The organism is Kitasatospora sp. NPDC051164, from assembly GCF_044455625.1.
Classification (GTDB): Bacteria; Actinomycetota; Actinomycetes; order Streptomycetales; family Streptomycetaceae; genus Kitasatospora.
This window is the reverse complement of record NZ_JBITFB010000005.1, coordinates 154,235-173,156: the sequence shown is the minus strand read 5'-3', so window position 1 is coordinate 173,156 and position 18,922 is coordinate 154,235. Positions and strand designations below refer to the sequence as shown.

At 75.2% G+C, this 18,922-nt stretch carries 11 protein-coding genes; 9 read left to right on the top strand and 2 right to left on the bottom strand.

The genetic code is table 11. From position 1 onward, the window contains the following. Positions 1 to 14 precede the first annotated feature (14 nt). Positions 15 to 680, top strand: a complete 666-nt coding sequence (locus ACIBEC_RS09920; protein ID WP_360493912.1) for a type VII secretion system-associated protein — start codon at positions 15 to 17, stop codon at positions 678 to 680. 82 nt (positions 681 to 762) lie between these two features. On the opposite strand, the gene eccD is transcribed toward ACIBEC_RS09920, so the two are convergent. Then, positions 763 to 2,112 (bottom strand): type VII secretion integral membrane protein EccD, encoded by a 1,350-nt coding sequence (gene eccD, locus ACIBEC_RS09915; protein WP_360493915.1) that lies wholly within the window; start codon positions 2,110 to 2,112, stop codon positions 763 to 765. Positions 2,113 to 2,322: 210 nt separating this feature from the next. Between eccD and eccCa the strand changes: the two genes are divergently transcribed. From eccCa to ACIBEC_RS09885, 6 genes are all read left to right on the top strand, one after another. Continuing rightward, positions 2,323 to 6,288, top strand: a complete 3,966-nt coding sequence (gene eccCa / locus ACIBEC_RS09910; RefSeq protein WP_360493918.1) for a type VII secretion protein EccCa — start codon at positions 2,323 to 2,325, stop codon at positions 6,286 to 6,288. Further along, positions 6,285 to 8,840 carry a hypothetical protein gene (locus ACIBEC_RS09905; protein ID WP_360493921.1) on the top strand — a complete coding sequence of 852 codons (2,556 nt, stop codon included), beginning with the start codon at positions 6,285 to 6,287 and terminating at the stop codon, positions 8,838 to 8,840. Before eccCa ends, ACIBEC_RS09905 begins: the two co-directional genes overlap by 4 nt. Positions 8,841 to 9,071: 231 nt before the next feature. Beyond that, entirely contained in the window at positions 9,072 to 9,509 is a 438-nt protein-coding gene (locus ACIBEC_RS09900) for a hypothetical protein (protein WP_360493924.1), read from the top strand. A gap of 143 nt (positions 9,510 to 9,652) precedes the next feature. Next, positions 9,653 to 11,134: a hypothetical protein gene (locus ACIBEC_RS09895; protein WP_360493927.1), complete on the top strand. Its 1,482-nt coding sequence runs from the start codon at positions 9,653 to 9,655 to the stop codon at positions 11,132 to 11,134. 74 nt (positions 11,135 to 11,208) lie between these two features. Continuing rightward, complete coding sequence (locus tag ACIBEC_RS09890; protein WP_360493929.1) at positions 11,209 to 14,583, top strand: right-handed parallel beta-helix repeat-containing protein; 3,375 nt, start codon at positions 11,209 to 11,211, stop codon at positions 14,581 to 14,583. A gap of 11 nt (positions 14,584 to 14,594) precedes the next feature. Next, complete coding sequence (locus ACIBEC_RS09885; RefSeq protein ID WP_360493932.1) at positions 14,595 to 15,857, top strand: S8 family serine peptidase; 1,263 nt, start codon at positions 14,595 to 14,597, stop codon at positions 15,855 to 15,857. A gap of 433 nt (positions 15,858 to 16,290) precedes the next feature. Here the strand turns inward: ACIBEC_RS09885 and ACIBEC_RS09880 are convergent, their stop codons facing one another. Next, complete coding sequence (locus ACIBEC_RS09880; protein ID WP_360493935.1) at positions 16,291 to 17,283, bottom strand: hypothetical protein; 993 nt, start codon at positions 17,281 to 17,283, stop codon at positions 16,291 to 16,293. A gap of 284 nt (positions 17,284 to 17,567) precedes the next feature. Between ACIBEC_RS09880 and ACIBEC_RS09875 the strand changes: the two genes are divergently transcribed. Continuing rightward, positions 17,568 to 17,957 (top strand): hypothetical protein, encoded by a 390-nt coding sequence (locus ACIBEC_RS09875; protein ID WP_360493938.1) that lies wholly within the window; start codon positions 17,568 to 17,570, stop codon positions 17,955 to 17,957. Positions 17,958 to 18,188: 231 nt separating this feature from the next. Continuing rightward, complete coding sequence (locus ACIBEC_RS09870) at positions 18,189 to 18,899, top strand: sigma-70 family RNA polymerase sigma factor (protein WP_360493941.1); 711 nt, start codon at positions 18,189 to 18,191, stop codon at positions 18,897 to 18,899. The last annotated feature ends 23 nt before the right edge of the window (positions 18,900 to 18,922 follow it).

The window sequence follows — 18,922 nt, the reverse complement described above, 5'->3', positions numbered from 1 at the left end:
CCGAGAGGAACACGATGACCGCTTCCGACCAGGACCGCGAGCAGCCCGCGCCCGCGCCCGTACCCGCGCCGCCCGCACCCGACGCGGGCCCGGGGCCGGTACCCGAGCGGATCCTGGCCGCGGCCAGGGCCGCGCCCGGGCAGTGGATCGGACTGGTCGACCCGCACTGGCAGGGCAAGGGGGAGCCGCCGGACTGGGCGGTGATCGGGCGGTGGCGCGCGGGGGAGGACGGCACCGTCGAGGAGTTCGCGGAGAACGGGGAGTACCGTCCCTCGCCGCTGGCGCGCGAGTGGCCGACGCCGACCGACCCGGTGGACGCGGCCGTCCAGCTGGCCGTGACCGGGTACGGGCCGGCCGAGGACGTCTACCGCGCGCTGGCCGCCGCCCGGTTCGCCGTGCTGCTGGACGAGTTCGGCGGCGTCGGCGGGTTCGGGCTCCCGGACGGGAAGCCGGCGGTGGTGGTGTACTCCGCGCGGTCCTGGCTGGACGCCGCGGGGAACCCCGACCACGCGGTGATCGGGCCAGGCATGCTGCTGGAACGGCTGCCGCCGGGCCTCGGGATCGTGGTCAACCCCGGTGCCCCGGCGGCCATGCGGCTGGAGCCGGGTGCCCTCTGGTCCGCCCTCGACGCCCGCGAGCGCGCGGGGGAGCCGGTGCACCCGCTGCGCCCGTTCGACTGAGCCGCCGCCCCTCGGAGGGCGGCAGCGGAAGGGCCCGGCCACCACGACGGTGACGGGCCCTCGGCGTTTCCCTGAAACCCGGTCAGCCCCCCAGGCCGCGCAGCGTGTGGTAGACGCCGCAGGCCTGGAGGGCCAGCGGCAGCAGCGCGAGCGCGCACAGGGTGTGCAGGATGTCGGCGATCCGGCCCCAGTAGGGGAGCAGGCGGCGGCCGGGCACCGTCCAGGCGGCGACCAGGAGGGCGACGGCCAGCGCCAGCAGGCCGCCCACCAGGGCGAGGCGCCCGGTCGCCGAGGCGGCGGCGGTGGCCCGGGCGAGCACGACGAGCGCCCCGAGCACGCCGGGCAGCAGGATGGTCAGGCGCTGGCGGATGCTGCCGACGGCCCGGCCGTGCAGCAGGAGCAGCAGGCTCAGGGTGCCGGCCTCGGCCGGGCCGGCCCAGCCGTCCGCGAAGGGCAGGACGGCCAGGCAGGCCGCGCAGACCGCACCGATGGCGGCGTGCAGGGCCATCAGGTAGTCGTCGGCGACCAGCGCGCGGGGCAGCACCGCGGCGGCCGGGACCGGCTCGATGTTCTCCTGCAGCTCCTCCGCGTTGCGCGGCAGCATCGGCAGCCGCAGCCCGGACAGCCGGAAGGCCGTCGACGGCACGAACGCACCCACCAGGACCGCCACCACCGCGAGCACCGCCACCAGCTTGGCGAGCGTCAGCCCGGCGAGCACCAGCACCCCCGACAGCACCCCGAGCAGCGCGACCAGCGCCACCCCGAGGAACAGCGGCGCCGCCGCGCCGACCGCCGCCAGGGCCAGCACCGCCGCCCCGGCCCCGGCCGAGGACGCCGCCAGCACCCGGGCACCGAGCAGGTCGTCGCCGCTCGGCCCGTTCGGCAGCAGCAGCGAGGCCAGCGCCAGGTACGGCACGGCCGCGGCGCCCAGCGCGGCGCCCGCGCCCGCGTCGGCCATCGCCCGGGAGGCGCTGGTCGCGCCGAGCAGCAGCAGGAGCGCGACCGCGGCCGCCGCGGCCTCCCGCGGGGCGGCCGGGCCGGGCAGCGCCAGCAGCACCCAGCCCGCCGCGAGCGCGGTCACCGCCAGGGCCAGCGAGAGGATCCGGGTCAGGCCCGGGCGCCAGGTGTCGCCGCGCTCGTGCATGCCGGTGGCGACGCCGTCCACCAGGTCGTCGAAGTGCACCGGCGGCAGCGCCTCGTGGCGTGCCCGCAGGTACAGCGCGTCGCCGTCGTGCAGGCCCAGCGCCTCGGCGCTCCGCTCCTCGTCCAGCGGGTCCTCGCCGAGCCGCTGCAGCACCCAGCCGCCGTGCTCCAGCCCCTCCTCGGCGAGGTCGGGCCCGGCGTGGCCGAGGATGGCGGGCAGCAGGTCGGCCAGCGGTACGTCGGCGGGGACGGCCAGTTCGAAGACCGCCCCCGGCGCATGGAACCTCAATCGGCACAATCCTGCGACGACACTGCTGCTCACGCCTGTCCTCCGGCTCGGTGGTGTGCTGCCTTCTCCGCCCGGATGAACGGCCCGCCCGGCGCGCCGCGTTCAACCCGCCGTTGAACCCCGGGCGCCGTACCGTCCGTCAGCCAGAGGGGACGGCGTCGCAATGGGGAGCCCGTGGCGTGAGGAGCCGGTCGCAGTGAGGAGCCCTGAGTGAGCGTGGTGCTGGTCAAGCGGACGCCCCGGCGTCCGGGGCCCGAGATGCCGGACGGCGAGATCCAGCTGCAGGAGCCGCCGGGTCTGCCGGAGAAGCAGAGCGGCATGGCGAGCGTGATCAGCATGGCCCCGATGGCGCTCGGCTCGCTGTCGATGGTCTTCATGTTCCTGCACCCCGGCGGTGGCGGCGAAGGCGGCGGCGGCGCGCTCAGCTACGTCGCGGTCGGCATGATGGCGCTGTCCGCCGTCGGCATGCTGCTCACCCAGCTGATCCGCGGCTCCAGCGACCGTAAGCAGCAGCTGCGCGCCGAACGCCGCGACTACCTGCGCTACCTCTCCCAGATGCGCCGCCAGGTGCGCCGCTCGATCGACGCCCAGCGGCAGGCCCTCACCTGGCGCCACCCCGCGCCGGACGAGCTGTGGTCGCTGGTCGGCACCAGCCGGCTGTGGGAGCGCCGGGCTGCCCACCCCGACTTCAGCGACGTCCGGATCGGCGTCGGCGCCCAGCGCCTGGCCACCCCGCTCGCACCGCTCGCCACCAAGCCCGTCGAGGACCTGGAACCGCTCTGCGCCCACGCGCTGCGCCGCTTCATCCACGCCTACGGGACGGTCGCCGACCAGCCGATGGCCATCCACCTGCGCGGCTTCGCCCACCTGCTGCTGCGCTCCGACGACCCCGAGGCCGCCCGCGCCCTGGTGCGGGCAGTGCTCGCCCAACTCGCCGCCGTACACGGCCCGGACGAGCTGAGCATCGCCGTCGTCACCGACACCGAACGGCGGGCCGACTGGGAGTGGGCCAAGTGGCTGCCGCACGCCCTGCACCCGACCGACACCGACGGCGCCGGCCCGGTCCGACTGGTCGCGGGCAGCCTCGGCGAGGTCGAGCAGCTGCTCGGCGAGGAGTTCACCGGCCGCCCGGGCTTCGAACCGGACGCCGTACCCGACCGCGACGAGCCCTTCACCGTCCTGGTCCTCGACGGCCCCGGCGCGCACACCGGCAGCCGCGCCGCACTCACCGGCTACCGCAACGCCGTCCTGATCGACCTCTCCGACAGCGTGGAGTGGCGCCCCGCCCGCGCCACCCTGCGGCTGCGGATCGAGGACGGCCGGCTCACCATGGTCGGCTCCGACCGCAACCGCAAGGACGTCGTCACCGACCTCGGCCGACCCGACACGCTCACCCTGCCCGCCGCGACCCGCCTCGCCGCCCTGCTCGCCCGCTACCGCATCGCCGACGGCGTCGACGCCGCCGAACCGCTCGCCACCGACTTCGACCTCACCGCCCTGCTCGGCATCCCCGACCTGCACGCCCTCGACGTCGAGGAGCTCTGGGGCCAGCGCGGCATCCCGCAGCGGCTGCGCGTCCCGCTCGGCCTCGGACCCGACGGACGCCCCGTCGACCTCGACCTCAAGGAGTCCGCCCAGGGCGGCATGGGCCCGCACGGCATGCTGATCGGCGCCACCGGCTCCGGGAAGTCGGAACTGCTGCGCACCCTGGTGCTCGCCCTCGCCGTCACCCACTCCTCCGAGGTGCTCAACTTCGTCCTGGTCGACTTCAAGGGCGGCGCCACCTTCCTCGGCCTCGACACCCTCCCACACACCTCCGCGGTGATCACCAACCTGGCCGACGAGGCCTCCCTGGTCGACCGCATGCGCGACGCCCTGCACGGCGAACTCGTCCGCCGCCAGGAGCTGTTGCGCGACGCCGGCTACGCCTCGCTGCTCGACTACGAGACCGCGCGCGCCGCCGGCGCCGTGCTGCGCCCGCTGCCCACGCTCTTCGTCGTCGTCGACGAGTTCAGCGAACTGCTGTCCGCGCACCGGGACTTCATGGAACTCTTCGTGATGATCGGCCGACTCGGCCGCTCCCTCGGCGTCCACCTGCTGCTCGCCTCGCAGCGCCTCGACGAAGGCCGGATGAGCGCGCTGGAATCCCACCTGTCCTACCGGATCGGCCTGCGCACCTTCTCCGCCATGGAGAGCCGCGGCGTCCTCGGCGTCCCCGACGCCTACCAGCTGCCCTCCCAGCCCGGCAACGGCTTCCTGCGCAGCGACATCTCCACCCTCACCCGGTTCAAGGCCGCCTACGTCTCCGGCCCGTACCGGCCCAAGCGCCGCGCCGCCCAGCAGGCCGCCATCGCCGGGCAGGTCGTCGCGTACGGCACCGACTACGTGGTGCCCCGCCGGCTCCCCGTCGCCCAGGCCGAACCCGAGGAGCAGCAGGCCGCCGCCGGATCCCTGCTCGACGTCGCCACCGGCAAGCTCCGCGACGCCGGCCCGCCCGCCCACCGGGTCTGGCTGCCGCCGCTGGACGTCCCGCCCACCCTCGACGAACTGCTGCCGCCGCTCGTCCCGCACCCCGAACGCGGCCTCACCACCGAGGAGGCGAGCAGCCACGGCATCCTCGGACTGCCCGTCGGCGTGGTCGACCGCCCCTTCCAGCAACTGCGCGACCTGCTCACCGCCGACCTCTCCGGCGCGGGCGGCCACGTCGGCATCGCCGGCGCCCCGCAGAGCGGCAAGAGCACCCTGCTGCGCAGCCTGATCACCGGCCTCGCGCTCACCCACACCCCGCGCGAAGTCCAGTTCTACTGCCTGGACTTCGGCGGCGGCACGCTCTCCGCCCTGCGTGGCCTGCCGCACGTCGGCGGCGTCACCGGCCGGCACGACGGCGAGCGGGTGCTGCGCACCGTCGCCGAGATCAACGCCATCATCAACCGCCGCGAACAGTACTTCGCCGAACTCGGCCTCGACTCCATCGCCGCCTTCCGCCGCCGCCGGGCCGCCGGCGAACTGTCCGACGAGCCGCACGGCGACGTCTTCCTGGTCATCGACGGCTGGAACACCCTGCGCCAGGAGTTCAACGACCTCGTCCAGCCGCTCACCCTGATCTCCCAGCGCGGCCTCAACTACGGCGTCCACCTGGTGGTGGCCACCACCAGGTGGGGCGAGGTCGCCGGCGGCCTGCGCGACCAGCTGCAGACCCGCTTCGAGCTGCGCCTCGGCGACTCCGTCGACTCCATGATCAACATGCGGGCCGCCGCCAAGGTCCCCAAGCTGCCCGGCCGCGGCCTCACCGACGAACAACTGCACTTCCTCGCCGCCCTGCCCCGCATCGACGGCTCCGGCCGCACCGACGACCTCGGCGAAGGCGTCGCCGACCTCGTCGACGCCGTCGCCGCACACTGGACCGGGCCGCGCGCCCCCGAGGTACGGATGCTCCCGCTCACCCTCGACGCCGCCCGACTCCCCGCGCCCGAAGGACGACTGCGCGTCGCCATCGGCCTCGAGGACACCGAGGTCTCCCCGCTCTGGCACGACTTCGAGGAAAACCCGCACCTGCTGATCGTCGGCGACAGCGAATCCGGCAAGACCAACCTGCTCCGACTGATGATCAACGCCATCACCACCACCTACACCCCGGCCGAGGCGCGGATCATGCTGGTCGACTACCGGCGCGGCCTGTACGACGCCGTGCCGGAGGAATACCGGCTCGGCTACGCGGTGGCCATCGACAAGCTCCGCCAGATCGTCGACGGGGCGTCCAGGGCGATGAAGAACCGCATCCCGCCCGCCGACATCACCCCCTCCCGGCTCAAGCTGCGCGACTGGTGGACCGGCCCGGAACTGTTCATCCTCGTCGACGACTACGACCTGGTGGGCTCCGGCAGCGGCACCCACCCCTTCGCCGCCCTGCTCGAAGACCTCGCCCAGGGCACCGAGATCGGCCTCCACCTGGTCGTCGCACGCGGCGCCAACGGCATCGGCCGAGCCCTCGGCGACCCGCTGCTGCGCAAGCTCCAGGAAGTCAACTCGCCCTCGCTGCTGATGTCCTGCCCGCCCTCCGAGGGATACCTGTTCGGCAACCTCAAGCCGCGGCAGTTCCCCACCGGGCGCGGGCTGTACATCACCCGGCGGCGCACCGTACAGGTGCAGACCGGACACCTGGGAGAAGAAGGATGACGGGGGCTACGGGTATCGCGCCGGGTGTGGTGAGTGCGGGTGCGGTGGGTGTGACCCCCGGGACGGGCGGCTCGACGCTGCGGGCACTGGGCCCGCACTACGTCATCGCGCCGCCCGGCGCGGAAGCGGCCGGACTGGCCGAGGCGCTGGCAGCCGTCCCCGTCGAACCGCGGGCGCTGCTGCTGCTCGCCGCCGCCGCGGACGCGGCACCCGTCCTGCTGGCCTCGCTGGACGAACTCGCGCAGGTCGCGCGCGAACGCGGGGCCGAGACGCTGGTGCTCGCCGCCTCCGGCCTGGCGGCGGTCGGGCCGGACGGCCGCCGACCCGCCGAACTGCTGGCCAGGCGCTGCGGTTTGACGGTCGTCGCACCCGACTCCGTGGTCAGCGTCGAGACGGACGGCACGCTGCCGGCCGTCGACGGAACCTGGTGGCGGTGCCGGCCCGGCGCCGGAACGGTGCCGCTCGGTCCCCACTGGCCGGCCGCCGCGACCATCACCCCGCTGGCCGGCGGCGCGTACTGGATCACCGAGGCCGCCGTGGGATCGGAGCGACCGGCCGTACTCGACCGGGCCGTCACGGCGGACGACGGACTGCTGCTCGTCCTCGGCGAACCGGAGGGACCGCTGCCCAGCGGCACCCAACTCGCCAACGCCGCCGCGCTGCTGCAAACGACGACGGGCAGGCCGGAACGCCTCACGCTGAGCGCGCCGTGGGCCGAGCCGGTCCAACTCATCGAACTGGCCGCGGTGTCGGCGGCCTCGCTCCGCCAGGAAGTGTGGGCGGCCGTCGGTGTGCCGGTACCGGCCGGGGCCGGGGCCGGCACCCGGCACGTCCACGTAGGCGCGGACGGCGCCGAGGGCTGGGAACCGTACCTCACCGAACTGGTCGCCCGCCCGAGCGAGCGCACCGTCACCGCCGTCGGCTGGCGCACCCGGCCCGACCTGCCCCCGGCACCCGGCCCGGCACGCTACCCGGCGTTCCCCGGCTGGGAGTTGGAGGCAGTCGCTGCCGGCCTCTGGCTCCGCCCCGCGGCCACCCCGGACCGGGGACCACGACTGCGCCGCCCCGACCCCGCACAGCCGGTACTCGTCGTCGGTGCCCCGGGACGCCCGGTCCCCGAGACCCTGTGGGACCACCTCGGCTCCCTGCTCGGCGCACTCCCGCCGGGAACAGTACGCCTCGCACTCGCCGTCGCGGGGACGCTGGACATCGGGTCCGCGGCGGTCGGGCGGTTCTGCGCGCGGCTGTACGGGCTGGACTGGGCCGGGGCGGAAGCGGGGGCTGCCGCCGAGCCTGAGCTGACGGCTGTGCCGGTGCCGGTGCCGGTGCCGGTGCCCGAGCCGGAGCCGGAGCCGGAGTGTGAGGTCGAGGCCGAGCCGGCGCCCACGCCTGAGCCGAAGCCGACGCTCGAGCCCAAGGTCGAGCCCAAGGTCGAGCCCGAGATCGAGCCCGAGATCGAACCCGAGGTTGAACCGGAACCCGAACCCGTGGCCGCGCCGACGCCCGCCGTCACGGTGGCGACCTCCGGGGGGCAGTTCGAGGCGACGCCTCCGGACCCTCGTCCGGTGACCGAGGCAGAGGAAGCCCCGGCAGTGCCGCAGGAGCCGGCTCCCGAGGCGTCAAGTCCGGTGTCCTCGAGCGCAGTCGAGCCGGATCCGGAGCCCGAGCCGGAGCCCGAGGCCGACCCGGAGCCGGAACTCGAACCAGCGCCGGAACCCGAGCCGACCCCCGACCCGGAGCCGGTTCCAGAACGAGAGCCGGAACCCGTACCCGTACCCGCGCCGCCCGTGCCCGCCCCGGTGGCCGTGTCCCCGGCGGCGGGAGCGCCCAGCACTCCCGCCGAGGACCGCGCGGCCCTGGTGTCCCAGCTCGGGCCCGCCTACCAGCGGCTCGCGCGGCGGGCCGAGGACGTCGCCACCCGGCTGCCCAGCCTCCGCACCCGGTCGGAGGCGGTCGACCCGAGGCCCGAACTGGTCGCCGTGCTGCTGCAGCACGGCGACTGCACCCCCCTGGCTCCCCGCGCCGAGCTCCTCGCGGCGGCCCGCTCCGGTGCACCCGGCCGCTACGGCCCGTACCTGCGGTGCCTCGCCGCCGGCCTGCGCCGGCTGCCGAGCCACTACGGCGGTGTGCTGGTCGCGGGCCCGGCCGAGGGGACCGGCCTCGGCGCGTACACCCCGGGCACGGTCCTGACCGAACGGGCACCGGTGACCGGTCTGGCGGCGCCGGGTGCGGAACTCGGCGAGGACCTAGGGATCGAGTTCGCGATCTGGTCCGTCGGCGGCCGCCGCACTTCGGCCTTCGGTGAACTGGGGGACCAGCCGACCGTGATCTTCGCCCCGGGGACGGAGTTCGAAGTGGTCGACGTCCAGGCACCCGACCCGGACGCCGGTCACCCGGCGCGGGTCCTGCTGCACGAGATCGGCGGAGTCCGCCCGGCCCCCGAGCGCCTCCGCAGCTGGCTCGCCCGTCGCGACGCCGTCGCCCCGACCGACCGCGCCCGCCCCGCGGACCTCGCCCGCTACACGCTCGATCTCGGCTCGGGGACGGGATAGGCCCCTCGGGGCACGCGGTCCGGACCCCCGGAGGTGACTCCGGAGCCGACCCCGGACGGAGGCCCGGCACGGAGGCCCGGCACGGAGGCCCGGCACGGAGGCCCGGCACGGAGGCCCGGCACGGAGGCCCGCCATGGACGGCTCCTCGCTCGTGCCGGCTCCGGTGAACCGGGGACGCCCGGCCGTCCGTGGGACGTAGCGTAGGGAAAAGACCAGCAGGAGGAGTGCGGCATGGGCGAGACGGTGCGGGACGGGTTCCGGCTCGCGGCGGTGTTCGACGTCGTGGACCCGGTGACCGGGCCCGGCTTCGGGCCGGACCGGCCGCGGCTCGCGGCGGGCGGGGAGCGCGAGGCCGTCGCCCGCTACCTGCGGGCGGGGGCGGCGGTGCTGCTGACCACGATGCTGATGGACGACGTGGTCGATCCGAGCCTGCGCGGTGTCGTCCCGATGGGTTTCCGCACCGACGGCCGGTGGATCTGGACCGACACGGTGACGTACTACCTCGAGGAGTACGGGCTGGCGCCCGACCCGGAGCTGCTCGCGCACGTCCGCGCCCAGGGTGACGGGCCGTGGGCGGAGCCGGAGCAGGAGGTGCTGGAGCGGGCGGTCTCGTTCGTGCTGACCCCGCCGGAGGCGGCCGAGGAGCCGGTCTGGACCGTCGGCTCCTGAAGGCGGGCGGAACCGGCTGAACCGCGCGGGCCGGTCTGGCCGTACCTCCCCACAGGAGTGTCGTCGAACACAGGGGATGCATGGTGGGCGAGGAGCAGCGCGGCGAGCCGGGTCGGAAGCCGTCCGGTTTCCAACTTCCGACGGTGAACTGGGCTTTGGCCGCCGAGGCGGAGTCCGCGGAAGCGGAGTCCGCGGAAGCGGAGTCTGCGGAGGCGGCGTCCGGGACGGCGGCGGAGGCCGCGGCGGGCGCCCCGACCGCGGTGCTGCCCGCGCAGGCGGGAGCCGTCGGCGGGGCCGGGGCCGAAGCAGAGCGTGCCCCCAAGAACGCCCCCGAGAACGCGCCCATGAACGCGTCCGAGAACGCGCCCAAGGCCGGGGCGCAGGCAGGAAAGCCGGCCGTGACCCCGGCCGCGCCTCCCGTGCCCGCTCCCGCCTCTGCCGCCTCCGTCGCGGCCCCCGCCGTCGCGGCTCCCTCGGCGGCCGGGACGCCCGAGGCGCTGGCCGCCGCGGTGGTCGGTGAGTCGTCCACCGAGTCGGGTACGGATCCGGGTCCGCGGCCGGGCCGGGTGTCCCGGCCGATGATCGCGGCGGCCGTCGCGGTCGGTCTGGTGCTGGTCGGCACCTCGGTGGTGGTGACGCAGCTCGGCGGCAACGACCCCAAGCACGGGCCGGCCCAGGCCGACGCGCCGCCCGGGTACGGGCAGGGTGGCGGGGACGGCGGTAGCGGGTTCGTGCCCGGCTACGACGAGCACGGCGGCGTCGGCGGCGGGAGTCCCGCCCCGGACGGGCAGCCCGGGGCGGTCGTTCCGCCGGTGGACGCCGGATCGGTCCCGCTTGCCACGGGTGACCAGCCGGCGTCGGCCCCGAACGGCACGGGTGGCGGCGGGGGTTCCGGCGTCGCGGCGCAGCCCGGTGGAGCGGCCAACCCGGTGGGGACCGGCGGCAGCGCGACCGGCGGGGGCGGCCCGGCCCAGGGCGGTTCGGGCCCCGCCCCGGCCGGTGGCGGCGCCGGTGCTGCCAAGCCCGCGCCCCAGCAGCCCGTGCCGAACCAGCCCGCCCCGAACCAGCCGCCGGCGAACCAGCCGGCCCCGCCGCCGGCCGGGGCCCAGAACCCCGCCCCGCCGCCGGTCGCCAAGCAGCCGGCGCCGGTCACCGCGGTCGCCGGCCCGTACTGCGGCAACTACCGCACCTACGGCTGGTACGACGACGGCGACAAGGGCTGGCGCAACAACTCCGGTGGCTACAGCGGCGACGGCTGCAACGGCACCTACGCCTCGATGCCGATGTCCGGTGACGCGAACGACGACAAGAGCAACTCGGTGGTCTGGACCTTCAGCCTGGACAAGGTCACCAGCTGCACCCTGGCCGTCTACATCCCGGCCAGCAGCAACGTGAAGCAGGTCGGCGGTAACCCGAGCTACTACACGGTGCAGAGCGGCGGCGGCTCGGTCGGCTCGTTCACCATCAACCAGACGGCCAGTCTGGGTAGTTGGGTGACGAAGGGGCCGTTCCCCTACCGCGGCCCGATCTCCCTCACCCTGCACAGCCGCGGCGTCGACTGGAGCAGCGGCGCCAAGTTGGCCCACCACGCCGCCAGCGCGGTGCGTGCCACCTGCACGCCCTGACGCCGCACGCCCCGACACCGCATGCCCGAACCACCGAAGAACCACCACGCCCCACGACGAAGGGAACCCCAGGCATGTCGCGCCCGGTGCTGACGGTCTGCGCGGAGCAGCGGGAGCCCGGCTCCTACCGCACGATCGGCGAAGCCCTCCAGGCCGCCCGCAGCGGCGCGGTGATCTCGGTGCGCCCCGGCCGGTACGACGAGAACCTGGTGCTCACCAAGGTGGTGAGCATCACCGCCGAGGACGTCCGGGGCAGTGTGCGGATCAGTCCGCGGCGCGGCTCGGTGGTCCAGGTGCTCACCGAAGCCGTCCAGTTGACCGGACTGGTGTTGCAGGGGCAGGACGACGAGCTGCCCGCCGTGGACGTTCCGCGCGGTCAACTCGCCCTCCAGGACTGCGAGGTGGCCGGCAACGCGTGGACCGCCGTGCTCACCCGCCAGCAGGGCGAACTCGCCATGCGCGGCTGCCGGGTGGTCAATCCGGCCGGCGCCGGGCTGGTCGAGACGTCCACCGGCGCCAGTGTCATCGAGGACAGCGTCATCGAGCACCTGGGCACCTCCGCCCTGGTGATCGGCGAGCGGGCCAACCCGACCGTTCGGCGCTGCGTGCTGCGCGACGCCCGCGGCAACGGCGTCTGCGCCAACGGCGAGGCGCGCGGCGTGGTCGAGGACTGCGAGATCTCCGCCACCGACAAGCCCGCCGTGGCCCTGGAGGAGCAGAGCACCACGCGGCTGCTGCGCACCGAGATCCGCGACAGCGCGCTGGGCGTGTTCGTCGGCTCCACCGCCCGGGTCGTCCTGGAGGACTGCACCGTCACCGCCGTCCGCGGCCACGGTTACGTGCTCACCAACGGCACCGACCCGCTGCTGCGCCGCTGCCGCGCAGTGCGCCCCCAGGGGCACGGCCTGCACATCACGGGCCGCTCCCGAGGCACCTTCGAGGACTGCGAGGTCACCGCCCCCGCCCAGGCCGGCATCCACGTCGGCGAGTCGGCCGGCCCCGGCCTGGTGCGGGCGGTGGTGCGCGACGCCGAGACCGACGGCGTCGAACTCACCGGGGAGAGCGCCGCCGAGTTCGACCGGCTGGAGGTCCGCGACGCGGCCGGCGTCGGCATCGTGGTGCGCGACGGCGCCAACCCGCTGCTGCGCCGCACCACCGTCACCGCCGCCGGCGGCCACGGGATCGAGGTGCTGCGCGACGGGCGCGGCCGGATCGAGGACGCCACCGTGCTCGACTCCGGCAACCACGGCATCCGGATCGCCGACGGCGCCAACACCTACCTCGGCGGCAGCCAGGTGCGCGGCAGCAAGTCCTGCGGCATCTCGGTGGGCACCGAGGGCGTCGCCACCCTGCGCGACGTCGACTCCACCGACAACGCCTTCGACGGCGCGAGCGTCGAGCGCGGCGGCGAACTGACCGCCACCCGCTCCCGGCTGCGGACCAACCGCCGCCACGGACTCCACCTGATGGCCGGCGCCCGCGCCACACTGACCTCCTGCCAGCTCATCGACAACACCGTGGACGGGCTGCGCTCCGAGTCCGCGGAGCCCGTCCGGCTCACCGACTGCCTGGCCGCCGAGAACCAGGGCGCGGGCCTGCGGCAGACCGAGACGACCGACCGGCTCGCGGTCGAGAACCTCGACAGCCGGGACAACCGGTCACCGGACGCCCACGGTTCGGCGGCGGTCGCCGCCGCCACGCCCGGCACCGCCGTCACCACCGACGGGGAGAGCGCACCCGCCGACGGGACCCCGCAGTCCGGCCCCGCCGACGCCGGGCCGCAGGGCCCCCAGGGTCCGCAGGCCGTCCTGCAGACCCTGGTCGGGCTGGAGGGCGTCAAGGAGCAGGTCGCCACCCTGGTCAACCTCAACAAGCTGGCCCGGCGCCGCGAACAGGCCGGCCTGCCCGCCCTCCCGATGAGCCGCCACCTGGTCTTCGCCGGGCCGCCCGGCACCGGCAAGACCACCGTCGCCCGGCTCTACGGCGCCATCCTCGCCGAACTCGGTGTGCTGCGCAGCGGCCACCTCGTCGAGGTCGCCCGCGCCGACCTGGTCGCCTCGATCATCGGCGGAACCGCCCTGAAGACCACCGAGGTCGTCAAGGAGGCCCTCGGCGGCGTGCTCTTCATCGACGAGGCGTACACCCTGTCGGCCGGCTCCGGCGGCACCGGCCCCGACTTCGGCCGCGAAGCCATCGACACCCTGGTCAAGCTGATGGAGGACCACCGCGAGGACCTGGTGGTCATCGTCGCCGGATACGAGGTCGAGATCCGCGAGTTCCTCGCCTCCAACCCCGGCCTGGCCTCCCGGTTCAGCCGCACCGTCGAGTTCCAGAACTACAGCGTCGACGAACTCACCACGATCGTCGGACACGCCGCCGCCGGCCACGGCTACGAACTCGCCGAGGGCACCCGCGAAGCGCTCGCCGTCCACTTCGAACGGATGCCCAAGGGCGCCGACTTCGGCAACGGCCGAGCAGCCCGCAAGGTGTTCGAGGAGATGGTCGACCGGCAGGCCTCCCGGCTCGCCGAACTGGAGAACTTCGACAACGTCGCACTGACCCAGCTGCTGCCCGGTGACGTCGGCGAGCAGGCCGCCGCGGCCGTCGCCGGAGACAGCAAGCCGGACGAGCCCGGCCTGCTCGACCGGCTGCGCTCCATGGTCGGCCTCGCCGCCGCCAAGGAACAGGTCGAAGACCTGGTCAACCTCACCAAGCAGACCCGGCGCCGGATCGAGGCGGGCCTGCCCGCCGCCACCATCAGCCACCACCTGGTCTTCTCCGGTCCGCCCGGCACCGGCAAGACCACCGTCGCCCGGCTGTACGGCGAACTCCTCGCCGAACTCGGGGTGCTGCCCGCCGGCCAGCTCATCGAGACCGCCCGCGCCGACCTCGTGGGCCGCTACATCGGCCACACCGCCCAGCTCACCCGGGACGCCTTCGAACGCGCCCGCGGCGGCGTGCTCTTCATCGACGAGGCCTACACGCTGACACCCCGCCACGGCGCCGGCGGCGACTTCGGCCAGGAAGCGGTCGACACCCTCATGAAGCTGATGGAGGACCACCGCGACGAGGTCGTCGTCATCGTGGCCGGCTACCAGGAGGAAATGCGCGGCTTCCTTGCCTCCAACCCCGGCCTGGCCTCCCGGTTCTCCCGCGAGATCACCTTCGACCACTACGCGGACGACGAACTCGTCACCATCGTCCGGCTCCAGGCCGAAACCGCCGGGTACAGCTGCACTCCGGAGACCCTGGCGGCACTCGCCACACTGTTCGCGGTCGTCCCGCGCGACCGTTCCTTCGGCAACGGACGCTTCGCGCGGCAGATGCTGGAAGCGATGATCACCCGCCAGGCGGGGCGGCTGTCCCGGCTGGACATCGCGGACCTGGACGAACTCAGCCTCCTGCTGCCCCAGGACATCCCGACCGAGCGGATCGGTAGCTTCGCGTGAGGCGGGTGCCCGTGAGGGGGGTCTCCGCGAGGGGTGTGGGTCTGCCCGCCGTACGAGGCACGGCGGCGCTGCTGGCCGCCGGCCTGCTGCTGCCCTCGGCGGGCAGCGCGGCCGCCGCCGACTCCCCGGACACCCTGCCCGGCGTCACCCAACTGCGCCGCGACCCCGGCGGCAAAGCGGCCGGCTGCCTCCCGGCATCCACCAAAGGCACCCAACTCACCCCCTGGCCGCAGACCTTCCTACGGGCCGACCGGGTCTGGCCCCTCAGCCGGGGCGAAGGCGTCACCGTCGCCGTCCTCGGCTCCGGAGTCAAGGACGGCAGCGGCCTGCTCACCGGCCGCCTCGACTACGCCCCGCTCCCGGGCGGCGCCGACCCGACCCAGGACTGCGTCGGCCACGGCACCTTTCTGGCCGGCCTGATCGCCGCCGACCAACGCGGGGGGACGGGCTTCGCCGGCGTCGCGCCACGCGCCAGAATCCTCGCCGTCTCCGTCACCAACGAGGCCGGGGTCGCCTCGGCCGACCTCCTCGCCCAGGGCATCACGGCAGCGGCCGACCGGGGCGCGCGCATCATCGCGGTCGCCGTCGCCCTCCCCAGCGGCAACGACGCCCTCGCCGGCGCCGTCCGGGCAGCCCGCGCGAAAGGCGCCCTGATCGTCGCCCCCGCCGCCCCCGACACCGCCCCGACCGACACCGGCCAGTCCGGCACCGCCAAACCCGGCCCCGCCTACCCGGCCGCCTACCCCGAGGTCCTCGCCGTCCGCGACCTCGCCCCCGGCGGCGCACTCCCGGACGGCCCCACAGCCGTCCCGGTCGGCGGCCGCGTCGACCTCGCCGCCCCCGGCGACGCCGTCACCGGCCCCGGCCCCACCCCCGGCGGCTACTACACCGGCGTCGGCCCCAGCTTCGCCACCGCCTTCGTCGCCGCCACCGCCGCCCTCGCCCTCGGCTACCGCCCGACCCTCACTGTCGACCAGCTGACCCGCCGCCTGGAAACCACCGCCTACCACAGCACCGACCCCCAGTACGGCTACGGCACCATCGACCCCGTCACCGCCGTCACCCAACTCCCCGACCCCGCCCCCACCACCCCGGCACCCCCCGCAGCCGCCCTCGCCATGCCCCCCACCCGCCCCGCCACCAACGCCCCCACCCAAGCCACCACCATCGCCCTCGCCTCCCTCGCCACCGCCGCCCTGGTAGCCGCAGCCGCCGCCGTCACCCCCCGCGCCCGCACCCGAGGCTGGCGCCCGGGCCGCGTGGAGGAGAACTGAGGGAAGGGTGCTCCCTTCGGCAGCCATCGCCCCCCCGTGCCCGCAGTGAGGCCCGTGCCCGGGCCGGGCGCACGAGCGGACGAGGGGTGCGCGGCGGTCCGAGCTTCGGCAGCTCCTGGAGCCGCCCGCGCCACGACCCTTGCCCCCGCTTTTGCCACGATCACCATCCGGGCCCGTGCCCGGGGCGGGCGGAGGAGGGGCGAAGTGCGGTAGCTCCCGGCCGGCCGGGCCACGCCCCACCCAAGCCACGCCACCATTGTCGCTCCGCCTCGGGCAGGTACCCGGGTTGGTGAGGGGGTTGCGTGCTGCGGCAGGCCCCGTTGCGGTGACGTTCGGTCGAGGGCAGGCTCGAAAACGGGGCACCCCGCAGCCGTCCCGCCATGTCGCCACCCACCGCCGTCACCCTCCGGGCTGGGCGGTAGCGGGGGCGGCGTCACCCTTGGCGGTCGGCCATGGCGTCGCCGATGAGGGCGGCGAGTTCGAGGTAGCCGTCGCGGGTGCGGGGACGGAGGGTGGTGGGGTCGGCCGGGTTGTGGGGTGGGAGGGCGACGGCGCCGCGGCAGCGGGTGCGGAAGTGGGTGAGGAGGTCGCGTTCGGCGATGGGGCGGTCGGCGGGTGGGGCGGGGGTGAAGACGGTGGCCGCGCCGTGGACCAGGCCGTGGTGGCCGAGGGCGGTGAGGTGGTCGAGGAGGGTGTTGGCGTTGTGGGCGCCGGTGGCCGAGGAGGGTTCGCAGAGGACGAGTTGGTGGGCGAGTTCGACGGCGGGTAGCCGGAGGTCGACGGGGGAGGCGGTGGTGTCGGCGAGGATCACCGGGTAGTGGCCGCTGAGTTCGGTGAGGGTGGCGGGGAGGGTGGCGGGGTCCGGTTGGACGGCGTGCACGACGAGTCGGCCGGCTGTGCGGTGTTCGCCCTGGGCGGGGCCGCCGGGGACGAGGACGAGGACCGGGTCGGCGCGGTGTTCGGCGAGCAGGGCGCCGAGGACGGTGGTGATGCCTTCGGTGGGGCTGCCGAGGACGGCGATGCGGTGGCAGGCGCGCAGGGGTACGCGGATGCGGTCGAGGAGGTGTCGGCGCCGGGTCTCCGCGCTGCCGGGAAGGGTGAGGCGGCGGGTGCGCGGGCCGGCGGGTGCACGGCGCAGGGCCGGGGTGTCCGGTGCCGCGACTGCCGCAACCGCCGCGATCGCGGCGGGTGGTGCGGCTGCGGCTGGGGTGGCGGGGCCGGTCGGCGGCTGGGGGGCCGTGGCTGGGTCGGTGTCCGGGCCGCGGGTGAACAACTGCCGTTCGGGGGCGGGGATCAGGACGGTTCCGAGCAGGTCCAGCGGCTGCCGGGGGAGGAGGGCGACGGGTTCGGGCCAGGCCGCCGGCGAGTAGTCGGGGGCGGCGGGGACGTCGGTGCCGACACCGGGGGTGCCGTCGGTGAAAGCCATCGTCCGACCTTCCGGTCCGTGTTGCGCCCGACCCTGCCTCCGGTCGGCCCGTACAGCCGGGACTACGGTCGAAGGTTCCGTTCCGGTTCACCTGAACCACTCCCGGCGGGGGGACCGTTGAGCGGGGCAGGGCGCGCCTCGCTCCCCTTGTCGTGCCGGGAGGTTGTGCCGTGCGTCCGCCCGTCCGGTCGTACGCACTAATTCCCCTGCTCGACCGGCTACCGCTCGGTACCGTCGTTCGGTGGCACCCGGCGTCTGCTGAGTGTCATCGAGGTGGAAGGAGCGTGAGTCCCGTGATCGGGACGGGGGAGGGCCGCGGGATGGATGTGGACGGGCCGGAGGCGCGGGAGTTCGTCGCCGCGCTGGTGCGGGCGGGTGCGCCGAGTGGGGCGGGGCCGACCGGGCTGGGGGTGCCGGAGGCGTCGGCGGAGGTGGTGATCGCGGTCGCCCGCCGGTTGGCGTTGCGGGCGGTGCCGCAGGGGCGGTGGCGGCCGGGATCGGCGCCGTCGGGGTTGTTGAGAGTGGCCTCGGCGCTGGTGGTGGACGAGCATCCGTCGGCGTCGGGGTGGTCGGCGGCGGAGCGGGAGCGGTTGGCGAGATGGGTCGCGATGCTGATCGAGCACCGGGGCGAGGACGGGGTGGAGGACCTGGTGCGGGAGCTCAACGGACGCTGACCGCCGCCTGATCGAGGGGTTCGGCGGGGGCCTGCCGCGCGTGGCCGGGGCCGGCTGACACGGCATCCGGCGGCGGCCCGGGTGCCGTGAGTCGGGGCGTTGGCGGATCGTTGGTGAGGACTTGGCGGGCTCCGGCAGTGTGCTGTCGTAGCCGCTGCCGGGGACGTCCGGCCGGCTGCCCAGCGGTGTCCTGTCTGTGCCGTGCCCCCTGCCCGATCTGAGAGGTAGCGCGTGTCGAAGCCGTCCGTCGCCCAGTCCACGCCCGTCGCCCAGCCCTCCGGGGGTCCGTCGGACGCGGCGGGGGCTGCCACTGCCCCGGGCCGCCCGGTCCGTCCGACCCTCGACCCCGAGACGCTCGCCGAGATCCACCGGCTGCACGGCGGCTACTTGCTGCGTGCGCTGCTGCGGGCCACGGGCGGGGACCGCGGCAAGGCCGAGGACATCCTGCAGGAGACCCTGCTGCGCGCCTGGCAGCACCCGGAGGCACTGAGCGCCGGGCCCGAGCAGAGCCGGCCCTGGCTGTTCACGGTGGCCCGGCGGATCGCGATCGACCACTACCGGATGGCCGCCGCCCGCGCCAAGGAGGTCATCGGTGAGCCGTTGGAGGACCGCCCGCTCGCCGAGGACCCGTACGAACAGGTCGTGGTCGCCCGGGACATCGCGCTGGCGCTGCGCCGGGTGCAGAAGCACCACCGGGAGGTGCTGGTCGAGCTCCACCTGAAGGACCGGTCGGTGCTGGAGGCCTCGGCCCGGCTGGGGGTGCCGCCGGGGACGGTCAAGTCCCGCAACTTCTACGCCATTCGGGCGCTGCGCCCGGTCCTGGCGGCGGAGCACGGGTACGCCCCGCCCGTCCGCACGGCGGCAGCGGCCGCGGAGGGCGGCGCCGCCGCGGCCGGTCCGGTGACCGTGCCGGCTCAGCGGCCCGCTTCGGCCGCCCGTTGACCGTCCGCTGACGGTCGGCCCGC